Origin of the sequence: Streptomyces sp. DH-12 (assembly GCF_002899455.1) — a bacterium.
Lineage (GTDB): Bacteria > Actinomycetota > Actinomycetes > Streptomycetales > Streptomycetaceae > Streptomyces.
Window position 1 is genome coordinate 3512501 of the sequence record NZ_PPFB01000001.1, and the last position, 13538, is coordinate 3526038.

12 protein-coding genes and 1 rRNA gene (1 of these 13 cut by a window edge) are annotated in these 13538 nt (G+C 72.4%); 2 read left to right on the plus strand and 11 right to left on the minus strand.

What is annotated here, in order from left to right; genetic code table 11:
• Positions 1 to 242, minus strand: a 16S ribosomal RNA gene (locus C1708_RS14570); it reaches 1288 nt to the left of the window's first position.
• A gap of 840 nt (positions 243 to 1082) precedes the next feature.
• Between C1708_RS14570 and trpS the strand changes: the two genes are divergently transcribed.
• Positions 1083 to 2111, plus strand: a complete 1029-nt coding sequence (gene trpS, locus C1708_RS14580; protein WP_106413081.1) for a tryptophan--tRNA ligase — start codon at positions 1083 to 1085, stop codon at positions 2109 to 2111.
• Between the two features lie 16 nt (positions 2112 to 2127).
• Here trpS and proC read toward each other — a convergent pair whose 3' ends face one another.
• The 6 genes from proC to C1708_RS14610 form a co-directional block, all read right to left on the minus strand.
• Entirely contained in the window at positions 2128 to 2940 is an 813-nt protein-coding gene (gene proC, locus C1708_RS14585; protein ID WP_106413082.1) for a pyrroline-5-carboxylate reductase, read from the minus strand.
• 95 nt (positions 2941 to 3035) lie between these two features.
• Entirely contained in the window at positions 3036 to 3791 is a 756-nt protein-coding gene (locus C1708_RS14590) for an ABC transporter permease (protein ID WP_106413083.1), read from the minus strand.
• Positions 3788 to 4579 carry an ABC transporter ATP-binding protein gene (locus tag C1708_RS14595; RefSeq protein ID WP_106413084.1) on the minus strand — a complete coding sequence of 264 codons (792 nt, stop codon included), beginning with the start codon at positions 4577 to 4579 and terminating at the stop codon, positions 3788 to 3790. The genes C1708_RS14590 and C1708_RS14595 overlap by 4 nt, the downstream gene beginning before the upstream one ends.
• A gap of 33 nt (positions 4580 to 4612) precedes the next feature.
• The gene (locus tag C1708_RS14600; protein WP_106413085.1) at positions 4613 to 5401 is read right to left on the minus strand and encodes a class I SAM-dependent methyltransferase; all 789 of its coding nucleotides are present in this window, start codon (positions 5399 to 5401) and stop codon (positions 4613 to 4615) included.
• A 41-nt stretch (positions 5402 to 5442) separates the two neighbouring features.
• Positions 5443 to 5952, minus strand: coding sequence for a hypothetical protein (locus C1708_RS14605; protein WP_106413086.1), 510 nt, complete (start codon positions 5950 to 5952; stop codon positions 5443 to 5445).
• Positions 5953 to 6043: 91 nt separating this feature from the next.
• Positions 6044 to 6394, minus strand: coding sequence for an SH3 domain-containing protein (locus tag C1708_RS14610; protein ID WP_106413087.1), 351 nt, complete (start codon positions 6392 to 6394; stop codon positions 6044 to 6046).
• Positions 6395 to 6577: 183 nt separating this feature from the next.
• Between C1708_RS14610 and C1708_RS14615 the strand changes: the two genes are divergently transcribed.
• On the plus strand, positions 6578 to 8743 hold the full coding sequence (locus tag C1708_RS14615; RefSeq protein ID WP_106413088.1) for a serine/threonine-protein kinase: 2166 nt from the start codon (positions 6578 to 6580) through the stop codon (positions 8741 to 8743).
• A 38-nt stretch (positions 8744 to 8781) separates the two neighbouring features.
• Here the strand turns inward: C1708_RS14615 and ilvD are convergent, their stop codons facing one another.
• From ilvD to C1708_RS14635, 4 genes are all read right to left on the minus strand, one after another.
• Positions 8782 to 10635, minus strand: a complete 1854-nt coding sequence (gene ilvD, locus C1708_RS14620; protein WP_106413089.1) for a dihydroxy-acid dehydratase — start codon at positions 10633 to 10635, stop codon at positions 8782 to 8784.
• 241 nt (positions 10636 to 10876) lie between these two features.
• Positions 10877 to 11524, minus strand: coding sequence for a TetR/AcrR family transcriptional regulator (locus tag C1708_RS14625; protein ID WP_106413090.1), 648 nt, complete (start codon positions 11522 to 11524; stop codon positions 10877 to 10879).
• The gene (locus tag C1708_RS14630; protein WP_106413091.1) at positions 11521 to 12384 is read right to left on the minus strand and encodes a sugar phosphate isomerase/epimerase family protein; all 864 of its coding nucleotides are present in this window, start codon (positions 12382 to 12384) and stop codon (positions 11521 to 11523) included. Before C1708_RS14630 ends, C1708_RS14625 begins: the two co-directional genes overlap by 4 nt.
• A 138-nt stretch (positions 12385 to 12522) precedes the next feature.
• A complete protein-coding gene (locus C1708_RS14635; RefSeq protein ID WP_106413092.1) occupies positions 12523 to 13455 on the minus strand; it encodes a Ppx/GppA family phosphatase in 933 nt (310 codons plus the stop codon).
• Between the last annotated feature and the right edge of the window lie 83 nt (positions 13456 to 13538).

Sequence of the window (13538 nt, forward strand, 5' to 3'; positions counted from 1 at the left end):
CTGATAGGCCGCGGGCTCATCCTGCACCGCCGGAGCTTTCGATCACCAAGGATGCCCAAGATGATCAGTATCCGGTATTAGACCCCGTTTCCAGGGCTTGTCCCAGAGTGCAGGGCAGATTGCCCACGTGTTACTCACCCGTTCGCCACTAATCCCCTCCCGAAGGAGGTTCATCGTTCGACTTGCATGTGTTAAGCACGCCGCCAGCGTTCGTCCTGAGCCAGGATCAAACTCTCCGTGAATGTTTACCCGTGATCGGGTGCACACATCACGAGAGCGGAACATCGGGAGGAATAATCCCGACGTTCACAGCGTCCTCGCTGTGTTTATTTCAAAGGAACCTCGACCATCCGAAAGACTCCGGACGGACGGGGTATCAACATATCTGGCGTTGACTTTTGGCACGCTGTTGAGTTCTCAAGGAACGGACGCTTCCTTCGTACTCACCCTCTCGGGCTTTCCTCCGGGCGCTTCCCTTCGGTCTTGCGTTTCCGACTCTATCAGATCTTTCCGATCCGATTTCCTCGGTGCTTTCCAGGCCGACGCTTTCGCGCTTTCCTTTCCGGCGGTTCCGACTTTATCAGATCCAGTTTCTCGCTCTGACCCCCAGTCAGCGGGGCTTGCCTTCCCGGCCGTTGCGGGCCGTTCCGACGAGTGAGACTTTAGCGGATTCCCGGCTCCCGACCTAATCGGGGTCCTGCTCCCTTTCGGGTGCGGATTCCTCATTCCGCGCATACGCATACCGATGAAACGCCGACAGACAGACTGCTGACGTCGATCAGTAGTGGTACGTGCGGATTGGCTGTCCGGGGCCGACCGGAGTCGGTGCTCACGTCGGACAACTCGGAGAACAGTACGGATCCCCCGGGTGCGTGTCAACTCGCTGCGGTCCCCCCTCCCGGGGGCGTACTCTCGTGGGCATGACGACGCGTACGCACAGCCAGTCCTGGTGGGCCGCCTGACGGCGGCCGTCCTGCGTATGCACCCATCGGCCGCCGCCTCGGCGGCCGTTTTGTTTTCTCCCCGGGACTTGCGAGGGGCGGCCGGACCGGACGGCGGCCACCACAGGAGAGGGAGAAGCGATGACTCGGGTCTTCAGCGGTGTCAAGCCGACCGGACATCTGACGCTGGGGAACTACCTCGGAGCCATGCGGCAGTGGGCCACGGTCGACCAGTACCGGGCGGACGCGCTGTTCTGCATCGTCGACCTGCACGCCCTGACCGTGGACCACGATCCGGCGCGGGTGCGCCGGCTGAGCAGGCAGGCGGCCACGCTGCTGCTGGCGTCCGGGCTGGACCCGGAGCGGTGCACGGTGTTCGTGCAGAGCCATGTGGACGAGCACGCGCGGCTGTCGTACCTGCTCGAGTGCGTGGCCACGGACGGCGAGATGCGCCGGATGATCCAGTACAAGGAGAAGGCGGCGCGGGAGCGGCGGCACGGGAGCGTGCGGCTGTCGCTGCTGACGTACCCGGTGCTGATGGCGGCGGACATCCTGGCGTACGGGACGGACGAGGTGCCGGTCGGGAACGACCAGACGCAGCACGTGGAGCTGGCGCGGGATCTCGCGGTGCGGTTCAACCAGCGGTACGGGCACACGTTCGTCGTGCCGCGGGCGACGAATCCGGCGGTGGCGGCGCGGGTGATGAACCTCCAGGACCCGGCGTCGAAGATGGGCAAGAGCGACGATTCCGGGCCGGGGATCGTCTATCTGCTGGACGAGCCGGACGTCGTGCGGAAGAAGGTCATGCGGGCCGTGACCGACAGCGGCAGCGAGGTCGTCTACGACCGGGAGTCGCGGCCGGGGCTCGCGAATCTGCTGGAGATCCTGGCGGCCTGCACCGGCGGGGACCCCGAGAAGCTGGCCGGGGCGTACGACGGGTACGGGACGCTGAAGAGAGACACGGCGGATGCCGTGATCGAGGTACTGCGGCCGTTGCGGGAGCGGCACCAGGAGCTGTGCGCCGATCCGGGGTATGTGGACGGCGTGCTCCGGGAGGGGGCGGGGCGGGCGCGGGGGATGGCGCGGCCGAGGGTGGACTCCGCCTACCGGGCGATCGGCCTGCTGCCCGCCCCGGAAGCGGAGGCGGTGGCGCTGGACGCGGCCCGGTAGGCGCGGCGGCCCGGCGTCAGCCGTTGTTGCCGGAGGCCAGCTCGCGGCTGCGGTCGCGGGCTGCCTCCAGGGCGGCGATGAGGGCCGCGCGGACGCCGTGGTTCTCCAGCTCGCGGATGGCGTTGATGGTGGTGCCGGCGGGGGACGTGACGTTCTCCCGCAGCTTCACGGGGTGTTCGCCGCTGTCGCGGAGCATCGTCGCGGCGCCGATCGCGGACTGGACGATCAGGTCGTGCGCCTTGTCGCGGGGCAGGCCGAGCAGGATGCCGGCGTCGGTCATCGCCTCGACCAGGTAGAAGAAGTACGCCGGGCCCGAGCCGGAGAGCGCCGTGCAGGCGTCCTGCTGGGATTCGGGGACGCGGAGGGTCTTGCCGACGGCGCCGAAGATCTCCTCGGCGTGGGCGAGGTGGTCCGCGGTGGCGTGGCGGCCGGCGGAGATGACCGACATGGCCTCGTCGACGAGGGCGGGCGTGTTGGTCATGACCCGGACGACGGGGGTGCCCGCGGTGAGGCGCTCCTCGAAGTACGCGGTCGGGATGCCGGCGGCGCCGCTGATGACCAGGCGGTCGGCGGGGACGTGCGGGGCGAGCTCGTCGAGGAGGGTTCCCATGTCCTGCGGCTTGACCGTGAGGATCAGGGTGTCGGCGGTCTTGGCGGCTTCCTGGTTGGTGACCGGGGTGACGCCGTGACGGGCGCGGAGCTCGTCGGCGCGCTCCTGGCGGCGGGCGGTGACCAGGAGGTCGGCGGGGGCCCAGCCGGCGCGGATCATCCCGCTGAGCAGGGCTTCGCCGATCTTGCCGGTGCCGAGGACTGCGACTTTCTGGGTCATGGCTGGGGGTGCCCTCCGGGGGTGGGTCGTCCTGAGCGTGATTGTCCCATCCGGGGGGGTGGCGGGGTGGGTGTGTCCGGTGGGCGGGACGGGGGTCAGTGCGTGCGGCGTTTCAGGGTGGCCGCGCCCAGGGCGAGGACCAGGAGGGCGCAGGCGGCGACGATCGTGATGTCGCGGAGGAAGGCGGTCGTGAGGTCGGCGTGGCGGAGGACCTCGTTCATGCCGTCGACGGCGTACGACATGGGGAGGACGTCGGAGATCGCCTCCAGGGCGGGGTGCATGGCGTCGCGCGGGGTGAACAGGCCGCACAGCAGCAGCTGGGGGAAGATCACCGCCGGCATGAACTGCACCGCCTGGAACTCGGACGCCGCGAATGCCGAGACGAACAGGCCGAGGGCGGTGCCGAGGAGCGCGTCGAGCAGGGCGACCAGGAGGAGCAGCCACGGGCTGCCGGTGACGTCGAGGTCGAGGAACCACACGGCGAGACCGGTGGCGAGGGCGGACTGGACGACCGCGACGGCGCCGAAGGCGAGGGCGTAGCCGGCGATGAGGTCGCCCTTGCCCAGCGGCATGGCGAGCAGGCGTTCCAGGGTGCCGGAGGTGCGTTCGCGCAGGGTGGCGATCGACGTGACCAGGAACATCGTGATCAGCGGGAAGATGCCGAGCAGCGAGGCGCCGATGGTGTCGAAGGTGCGGGCGCTGCCGTCGAAGACGTAGCGGAGCAGGAACAGCATCACGCACGGCACGAGGATCATCAGCGCGATGGTGCGCGGGTCGTGGCGGAGCTGGCGCAGTACGCGGGCGGCGGTGGCGGTGGTGCGCGGCAGGCTGAGGGCGCTCGTGGTGGTCATCGGGTGGTCTCCTTGGTGCGTCCGGCCGCGGCGGCCTCGTCGACCAGGCGCAGGAAGGCGGTCTCGACGGTGTCGGAGCCGGTCCGGGTGCGCAGGGCGTCGGGGGCGCCCTCGGCGAGGAGCCGGCCCGCGCGCATGAGGAGCAGCTGGTGGCAGCGCTCGGCTTCGTCCATCACGTGGGAGGAGACGAGGAGGGTGGCGCCGCGCCGGTCGGCGAGGCTGTGGAAGAGCTGCCACAGGTCGCGGCGGAGTACGGGGTCGAGGCCGACGGTGGGTTCGTCGAGGACCAGCAGCTCGGGGGTGCCGAGGAGGGCGACGGCGAGGGAGACGCGGCTGCGCTGGCCGCCGGAGAGGGCGCCGGCGAGGGAGTCGGCGTGGTCGGTGAGGTCGACGTCGGCGAGGGCGCGGGTGACGTCGTCGTGGCGGCGGTCGGCGGCTGCCCGGCCGGGGTCGAGGACGGCGGCGAAGTAATCGAGGTTCTGGCGGACGGTCAGGTCGTCGTAGACGGACGGGGCCTGGGTGACGTAGCCGACGCGGGTGCGCAGGGAGGGGTGGCCCGCGGGGCGGCCGAGGACGTCGAGGGTGCCGGTGACCTTGGCCTGGGTGCCGACGACGGCTCGCATCAGCGTCGACTTGCCGCAGCCGGAGGGGCCGAGGAGGCCGGTGATGCGGCCGCGCGGAACGGTGAAGCCGAGGCCGCGCAGCACGGTGCGGGAACCCCGGACGACGGTGAGGTCCTGGGCGCGTACGGCCGGTTCCTCCGGGGGCGGGGAGGAGTAATTCATCATGTGATGAATACTCCTCCCGGTCGTGCCGGGACGTCAAGCCGTCGGGGGCGCGGAGGCGAGCAGCAGGACGACGTCGTAGGTCTCCTCGACGATCCCGTCCGGGAAGACGCCGAGGACGTGGCGCCGCTCCTCGGCGAGGAAGGCGGCGGAGCGCTCCTCGCCCTGGACGAGGAAGAGGGAGTGGCTGCCGATGTTGGCCAGGTGCGTGTCGACGGGGACGCGGCGGCTCCAGCGCACGGTGCGGCGCGTGAACTCCAGGCGGCCGGAGGGGTCGGCGGTGGCGGCGTCGAGGTCGCTCTGCTGGCGGGAGAAGTCCCGCCCGAAGTGCCGGCCGGCCCGGGCGGACGCCTCGGCGATCCACGGCACGTCGAGGGCGCTGGTGTTCCACCACAGCGCGAGGGCGCCGCCCGGGCGCAGCACGCGGAGGGCCTCGGGGACGGAGCGGGCGGGGTCGGTCCAGTGCCAGGACTGGGCGTAGGTGATCAGGTCGGCGCTGTGGCCGGCGAGCGGGAGGGCGTCGCCGTCGCCGCGGACGACCGGTGTGCCGGGGAGCCGGCGGCGGAACTCCGCGGCCATGCCCTCGCCGGGCTCGACGGCGACGACGTGCGCGCCGCGTTCGAGCAGACGGGCGGTGGCCATGCCGGTGCCGGCGCCGACGTCCGCCACGCGGGACCCGGCGAGCGGGCGGCCGGTCAGCTCCTCGATCGCGTCGAACAGGGCGGGCGGATAGGTGGGGCGGTGGGCGGCGTACCGCGCGGCGACCGCGTCGAAGGAGCGGGCTCGGGCGGTGTGGGTGGCCTGGTCGGCCCTCGATGTCGTCATACGGCCATGGTCGCCGCGGGACGGACGGGAGGGCGTGGCTTTCAGGAGTCGCGGCGGCGCTTCCTCGCGGGGTTGCCCGAGCGGCGGGTGGTGCGGCGGTCGTACTCCTCGCGGGCCTGCTCGTACTCGGCGCGGTGCAGCTTCTCGCCCGGAGCCTCGGTGAGGGAGCGGAGGAAGTAGGCGAGCAGCGAGCCGGTGAACCCGATGGACATCAGTCCGCGCAGGGACGCCTGGCGGTCGGGGTCGGGGCGGGTGGAGAAGGAGGACCAGGTGTGCCCGAAGGCGAGCGCGCTGCAGACCGCGAACATCACGACGACGAGCAGCGAGACGAAACCGCCGATCTCGGCGATCCGCAGCCCTTGGTGGGCGAAGCGCAGCAGGAGGCAGGCGGCGACCGCGGCGGCCAGCGAACCGACGGCGACGCCGATGCGGCGGACGGCGTAGCCGCGGGAGTGGTCGACCCAGGTCGTCCCGAAGAAGCGGAGGGGCTCGGGGCGGGGGCCGGCGGGGGCGGCCGGGACGCCGTCGGTGCGGTTCTCTTCTGCGCTCACGGGTCGATTGTGACTCCTCCCCCGCGTGACCGCGGGAGCCCCCCGCCCCGGCCCGCCGGCCGGCGCCGGAGGCGTCCCGCGAGGCGAGGGCCTAGCAGCGGGGGGCGACGTACCCGTCGCTGCCGGTGCGGATGTAGGTGTCGGAGACGTACTGGCCGCTGCCGATGTTGTCCCAGATGTTCGAGGTGCCGTACGGACCCGTCACCCAGGTGCCCGGCGTCTGGCAGTTGATCCGGACCCGGGCGCCCTCGGACAGGACACGGACGACGGAGTAGCCGGTGCCGGGACCGCTGCGGACGTTCAGCTGGTAGCCGGGCGCCACCGGATAGGACGCCGCGAGCGCGGCCGCCGTGGTCGTCCTCCCCTTCACGCCCTCGGCGTCCGCGGCCGTCGTTTCGGTCACGCCCCCGCCCATGACGCCTCCGGTCTGCTCGACAGACATGCAAAAACCTCCCCCGTCGCACCCCACGACTGTCGTGGGGTCACGTTGATTCCCCTGACGTCACCCATGAAACACCCATGCGCACATCGCACAGGAAGACGGGCACGCCGCAGCCGTCCCGCACACACCATCGACTAGGCTCCGAGCGTCGCGCGCGCGAACGAGCAGCACGGGGGTGGTTCCTTGACGCCGCAGCGGAACACCGGAGCAGGTGCGGAAGCGGAACTTCCTGAATACACCGGTCACTACCGTCTGGAGTCCTGTCTGGGCTCCGGGGGCATGGGTGTCGTGCATCTGGCCCGCAGCCCCTCCGGCATGCGGGTCGCGGTGAAGGTCGTTCACGCCCGCTACGCCATGGACCCCGAGTTCAGGGGGCGTTTCCGGCAGGAGGTGGCCGCCGCGCGACGGGTGAGCGGAGCCTTCACGGCGCCCGTCGTCGATGCCGACCCCGACGGTGGGCGCCCCTGGATGGCCACCCTCTACATCCCCGGGCCGACACTCTCCGAACAGGTGAACCGGAACGGCCCCATGGACCCGGACCAGTCGCGTCGGCTGATGGCCGGGCTCGCCGAGGCGCTGCGGGACATCCACCGGGTCGGTGTCGTGCACCGGGACCTGAAGCCGAGCAACGTGCTGCTCGCCGACGACGGGCCCAAGGTCATCGACTTCGGGATCTCCCGGCCCAGGGACAGCGAACTGCGCACCGAGACCGGGAAGTTGATCGGCACGCCGCCGTTCATGGCGCCCGAGCAGTTCCGCACTCCCCGTGAAGTGGGCCCCGCCGCCGACATGTTCGCGCTCGGCTCGCTCATGGTGCACGCGACGACGGGGCGCGGCCCCTTCGACTCCGACAGCCCCTACGTCGTCGCCTACCAGGTCGTCCACGACGAACCCGAACTGACCGGTGTGCCGGAGTCCATCGCGCCCCTGGTGCGGCGGTGTCTGGCGAAGGAGCCCGGCGAGCGGCCCACTCCGGACGAGCTGATGCGGGAACTGCGGTCGCTGTCGGCGAGGTACGAGACACAGGTGTTCCTGCCGGGGCAACGGACTCCGCAGACGCAGGAGTCGTCCGCGGCGCGGGAGACGTCCGACGCACACGAGACGTCCGGTGCTCGGGAGGAAGCCGCTGCCGCACCCCCTGCGGACGCGTCCGCGAAGCGGTCCGCGCGGCGTCCGGGCCGACGGGCGGCCCTGGTGGCCGGGGTTCTGTGCCTGGCCGTGCTCGGCGGGCTCGCCGCGCTCGAGGTGTTCGGCGACACGCCGCCGCCGCGCCGGACCGCCGCCGCGCGGAGCGCGCCGGCCGGACCGGCCGTGTGGGAGACGGTGCCCGGCTCGGAGGACAGCGGCGTCCCCCAGTGCACGTACGGGGCCGGAAGGCTGCTCTGTGCGGTGCCCGGCATGGTCCTCGCCCTCGATCCGGCCGACGGCCGCACCGTGTGGCGGCACGACGCCGCCCCGGGGACGACACGGAGCGAACCGCCCGTCCTGTCCGGCGGTCTGCTCCAGCCCTCCCTCGACCGGATCGGCGACCTCGAGGCACTCGACCCGGCCACGGGCGAGCCGGTGTGGCGGCAGGAGGACACGCCCGCCTACGAGGGGGTGCGGGCGGTGGGCGACACCCTGCTGCTGACCCGCGCCGACGGGATGGTCACGGGCGTGGACAGCGCCTCGGGCGAGACCAGGTGGTCCCGCCGGATCCCCGGTCACGCCGCTCCGTACTTCGCCTCGTTCGGCGGAGAGGAGCCGTCTGCCTTCGCGGCGCTCCCGTCCGCGGACGGGAGCGCGACCCGCGTCACCGCGGTGGACCCGGCGACGGGGGACGTGCGGTGGGACACGGAGCTCGAGGGATCGCTGACGCCCGTGGGAGCCGCTGACGGACACGTGTACCTCGTCGCGGACGGGGCCGTCCACGGGGACGCCGGGGCCGTGGTGCGGTTCACGCCCGGCACCGGCGACACACGGCGGGTGGCGCTGCCCGTGCCCGTCCCTGCGGCAGAGGCAGGCGTGCACGGCGACACCGTGTACCTCATGGGGGCGGGCGGGTCGCTCGCGGCCGTCGACATGGCCGCCGGCGAACAGCGGTGGCGGCTGGAGACGGGGGTGAGCCGGGGCTCGGCGCCCGCCTCCGACGGGCGGCACGTGTACGTCTCCGCTCCCGACGGACGGCTGCTCGGCGTCGACGCCCGCGAGGGCACGCTCCTCGGGCAGACCCGGCCGCGGCTCGGGCCCGCGCCCGACCGCGTCCCCGGGACGCTGGCCGTGCCCGTCCTCGCGGGTGACCACGTCGTCGCGGGCGCCCCCGACGGCACCGTCTTCGCCGTGGACGCGGGCGACCCCGCCGCCTGGTGACGGGCGGCGGGGTCGTGACGGCGCGGTGGCGGGCGGCCTCAGCCCAGCTTGGTCACGTCGCGGACCGCGCCCTTGTCCGCGCTGGTCGCCATCGCCGCGTAGGCCCGCAGGGCCGCGGAGACCTTGCGGTCGCGGTTCTTCGGGGCGTACCGGCCGCCGAGGGCCTCCTCGCGGCGGGCCAGCTCCGCGTCGTCGACCAGCAGCTCCACGGAGCGGCCCGGGATGTCGATGCGGATGCGGTCGCCGTCCTCGACCAGGGCGATGGTGCCGCCGGAGGCCGCCTCCGGGGAGGCGTGGCCGATGGACAGGCCGGACGTGCCGCCGGAGAAGCGGCCGTCGGTGATCAGGGCGCAGGCCTTGCCGAGGCCGCGGCTCTTCAGGTACGACGTCGGGTAGAGCATCTCCTGCATGCCGGGGCCGCCCTTGGGGCCCTCGTAGCGGATGACGACGACGTCGCCCTCCTTCACCTGCTGGGTGAGGATCTTCTGGACGGCCTCCTCCTGCGACTCGCAGACGACCGCCGGGCCCTCGAAGGTCCAGATGGACTCGTCGACGCCGGCCGTCTTCACCACGCAGCCGTCGACGGCGAGGTTGCCGCGCAGCACCGCCAGGCCGCCGTCCTTGGAGTAGGCGTGCTCGGCGGAGCGGATGCAGCCGCCCTCGGCGTCCTCGTCGAGGGCGTCCCAGCGCTCGGACTGGGAGAAGGCCTCGGCGGAGCGCTTGCAGCCGGGGGCCGCGTGCCACAGCTCGACCGCCTCCGGGGAGGGGGAGCCGGCGCGGATGTCCCAGGTCTTCAGCCAGTCCGCGAGGGACGGGCTGTGGACGGCGTGGACGTCCTCGTTGAGCAGGCCCGCGCGGTGGAGTTCGCCGAGCAGGGCGGGGATGCCGCCCGCGCGGTGCACGTCCTCCATGTAGTACGTGCGGTCCTTGGCGACGTTCGGGGCGACCTTCGCGAGGCACGGGACGCGGCGGGAGAGGGCGTCGATCTCGGTGAGGCCGAACGGCACCTCGGCCTCCTGGGCGGCGGCCAGCAGGTGCAGGATCGTGTTGGTGGAGCCGCCCATGGCGATGTCCAGCGCCATCGCGTTCTCGAACGCCTGGAAGGTGGCGATGGAGCGGGGCAGGACCGTGTCGTCGTCCTGCTCGTAGTAACGGCGGGTGAGGTCCATGACCGTCTCGGCCGCACGGACGTACAGGTCCTTGCGGGCGGTGTGGGTGGCCAGGACCGAGCCGTTGCCGGGGAGGGAGAGGCCGATCGCCTCGGTGAGGCAGTTCATCGAGTTGGCGGTGAACATGCCGGAACAGGAGCCGCAGGTGGGGCAGGCGTTCTCCTCGATGCGGAGCACGTCCTCGTCGGACACCTCGTCGTTGGCCGCCTCGACCATCGCGTCGATCAGGTCCAGGGTGCGGACCGTGCCGTCGACCAGGGTGGCCCGGCCGGCCTCCATCGGGCCTCCGGAGACGAACACCGTGGGGATGTTCAGCCGCAGCGCGGCGTTGAGCATGCCCGGGGTGATCTTGTCGCAGTTGGAGATGCAGATCAGGGCGTCCGCGCGGTGCGCCTCGACCATGTACTCCACGCTGTCCGCGATCAGGTCGCGGGAGGGCAGCGAGTAGAGCATGCCGCCGTGGCCCATCGCGATGCCGTCGTCGACGGCGATGGTGTTGAACTCGCGCGGGATGCCGCCCGCCGCGACGACCGCCTCGCTGACGATCCGGCCGACCGGCGCGAGGTGCGTGTGGCCGGGGACGAACTCCGTGAAGCTGTTGGCGACGGCGACGATCGGCTTCCGGCCGATGTCCGCACCGGGTACACCGGAGGCGCGCATAAGGGCGCGGGCGCCCGCCATGTTGCGGCCGTGGGTGACTGTGCGGGACCTCAGCTCGGGCATCGTCGCTCGCTCCTTCAGACCTTCGGGGAGTCCTTGCCAGAGAGTTCTGACGGCATCGAGCGTACGCCGGTCATCCAGAGGGCGGGACAAGGTGTCCGGAATACGGGACGCGTGTCTCAGGCGCCCAGGGCGCGCGGGCGGCCGGTCACCGGGGGCCCGGTCGGCCGTCGTGGGCGGTCGGTCGCCGGTGAGCCCGGTCGTCGCGGGTGCTCAGCCCCGGGTGAGCCCGCCTCGCGGACCGTCAGTCCCCGGTGAGGTGGCCCTGCACGACCGGCGCGACCCGTCGGACGATGTCCTCGGGGTCGGCCGAGGCGAGCGGTTCCACCCGGATCACGTACCGGATCATCACGATGCCGACGAGCTGGGCGGCGGCCAGCTCGGCCCGCAGCTCCGCGTCCGGCCGGTCGAGCCGGCCGGCGATCCGGCGCAGCAGCTGGCTGACGACGAGGCGGCGGAAGACGGCGGCCGCGGCGTCGTTGGTGACGGCGGAGCGGATGATCGCGAGCAGGGGGGCGCGCGTGACCGGGTTCTCCCACAGTCCGATGATCATGCGGGTCATCCGCTCGCCCACCTCGTCGAGCGGCCCCTCGGTCACCGTCTCCCGCTCGTCGAGCACCGGCCCGAACGCGATCTCGACGGCGGCCTCGAAGACCCGCTCCTTGGTACCGAAGTAGTGGTGCACGAGGGCGGAATCCACCCCGGCGGCCTTGGCGATGCCTCGCACGGACGTCTTCTCGTAGCCCCGGGCGGAGAACTCCTCGCGGGCCGCGTCGAGGATGCGGTCGCGGGTGCCGGCCGACTCGGTGCGCGGCGGGCGGCCGCGGCGCCGGGGGGCGCCGGCGCCCCGCGCGGGGGCGGCCGGGCCGTCGCTCGCGGTCACGCCGGTCATCGCCGGGGCGCCCGGAGGGCGGACGATGAAGAAGGGGAGGAGGGGGAGGACGCGGAGGCGAGGTGGAGACGGGTGAAGGCCAGGGCCTCCGCCAGATCGGCCTCGCGCTCGGCGCTGGACATGGCGCGCCGGGTGTTGACCTCGATCACGACATGACCGTCGAAGCCGCTCCTCGCCAGCCCCTCCAGCACCTCGGCGCACGGCTGGTCGCCGCGTCCGGGCACCAGGTGCTCGTCCTTGGCGGAGCCCCGGCCGTCGGCCATGTGCACGTGCCCCAGCCGGTCGCCCATGCGCTCGACCATCCGCAGGGTGTCGGTGCGGGAGGTGGAGGCGTGGCTGAGGTCGATCGTGAAGTGGCGGTAGTCCTCCTTGGTCACGTCCCAGTCGGGGGCGTAGGCCAGCATCTCGCGGTCGCGGTAGCGCCAGGGGTACATGTTCTCCACGGCGAACCGCACGTCGGTCTCGTTCGCCATCCGCCAGATGCCGTCCACGAAGTCGCGGGCGTACTGCCGCTGCCAGCGGAAGGGCGGGTGGACGACGACCGTCGACGCGCCGAGCTTCTCGGCGGCGGCCCGGGCCCGCTGGAGCTTGGTCCAGGGGTCGGTGGACCACACGCGCTGCGTGATCAGCAGGCAGGGCGCGTGGACGGCGAGGACGGGGATGCGGTGGTAGTCGCTGAGCCTGCGGAGGGCCTCGATGTCCTGGCTGACCGGATCCGTCCAGACCATCACCTCGACGCCGTCGTACCCGAGGCGCGCGGCCATCTCGAAGGCCGTCGCCGTCGACTCCGGGTACACGGAGGCCGTCGACAGGGCGACCTTCGCATCCGGGATGCGGACTACGTCCCTTGCTTCTGCCACGAGCCTCAGGTTACGGGGTGGGGCGGGGGCGGTGCGGGGTGCTGCCTCGCCGTTGTGGTGTTTGCCATAGCGGGCCGCGGCGGAGGGCGGACGCCCGCGGACGGGCCGCCGGCGTCGCGCTCCGGGGGACTGGACGGCTCAGGCCGGGCCCATGTGGTCGAGGCGGCGGAGTATGACGCCCTCCCGCAGCGCCCAGGGGCAGATCTCCAGGCGCTCCACGCCGAGCAGGTCCATGACGCCCTCGGCGACCATCGCGCCGGCGAGCAGTTGCCCCGCGCGGGCCGCTGACACGCCCGGCAGCTCGGCGCGCTCGACGACGGTCATCCCGGCCAGCCGCGGCACCCAGGCCTCCAGCGACTCGCGCTTCAGCTCGCGCTGGACGTACAGGCCCTCGGCGGAGCCCGGGGCGCCCGCGAGCCGGGCGAGCTGCTTGAAGGTCTTCGAGGTGGCCACCACGTGGTCCGGCACGCCGAACCGCCTGAACTCGCCGACCGTGCGCGCTATCTCGGTACGGACATGGCGGCGCAGCGCGCGCACGTCCTCGGCCTCGGGCGGGTCCCCGGGCAGCCGGCCGACGGTGAGGCGTCCCGCGCCGAGCGGCAGCGACACCGCGGCGTCCGGCTCCTCGTCCATGCCGTACGCGATCTCCAGCGAGCCGCCGCCGATGTCGATGACGAGCAGCTTGCCGGAGGACCAGCCGAACCAGCGGCGGGCGGCGAGGAAGGTGAGCTTCGCCTCCTCCTCGCCGCTGAGCACCCGCAGCTCGACGCCGGTCTCGTCGCGGACGCGGGTGAGGACGTGGTCGGCGTTGCTCGCGTCGCGCACCGCGGACGTCGCGAACGGCAGCAGCTCCTCCACGCCCTTGTCCTCGGCGGCCCGGAGCGCCTCGTGGACGACCGACACCAGACGGTCGACGCCCTCGGGGCCGATCGATCCGTCGGCGCCGAGGAGCTGGGCGAGGCGCAGTTCGGCCTTGTGCGAGTGCGCGGGCAGCGGCCGCGCACCGGGGTGGGCGTCGACCACCAGCAGATGCACCGTGTTCGAACCCACGTCGAGGACACCGAGTCTCATGTACGGAACGCTACTGCCGGCAGCGTGCCGCGTTGCCCGGTTCCCGACGGCCGGGCCGGTGCCGGGGCCGGGCTCCGGCGACT

Bases quoted from the DNA above. Each gene is read 5' to 3' on its own strand.
- trpS (WP_106413081.1), top strand. From the start codon at position 1,083: ATGACTCGGGTCTTCAGCGGTGTCAAGCCGACCGGACATCTGACGCTG.
- proC (WP_106413082.1), bottom strand. From the start codon at position 2,940: ATGACCCAGAAAGTCGCAGTCCTCGGCACCGGCAAGATCGGCGAAGCC.
- C1708_RS14590 (WP_106413083.1), bottom strand. From the start codon at position 3,791: ATGACCACCACGAGCGCCCTCAGCCTGCCGCGCACCACCGCCACCGCC.
- C1708_RS14595 (WP_106413084.1), bottom strand. From the start codon at position 4,579: ATGATGAATTACTCCTCCCCGCCCCCGGAGGAACCGGCCGTACGCGCC.
- C1708_RS14600 (WP_106413085.1), bottom strand. From the start codon at position 5,401: ATGACGACATCGAGGGCCGACCAGGCCACCCACACCGCCCGAGCCCGC.
- C1708_RS14610 (WP_106413087.1), bottom strand. From the start codon at position 6,394: ATGTCTGTCGAGCAGACCGGAGGCGTCATGGGCGGGGGCGTGACCGAA.
- ilvD (WP_106413089.1), bottom strand. From the start codon at position 10,635: ATGCCCGAGCTGAGGTCCCGCACAGTCACCCACGGCCGCAACATGGCG.
- C1708_RS14625 (WP_106413090.1), bottom strand. From the start codon at position 11,524: ATGACCGGCGTGACCGCGAGCGACGGCCCGGCCGCCCCCGCGCGGGGC.
- C1708_RS14635 (WP_106413092.1), bottom strand. From the start codon at position 13,455: ATGAGACTCGGTGTCCTCGACGTGGGTTCGAACACGGTGCATCTGCTG.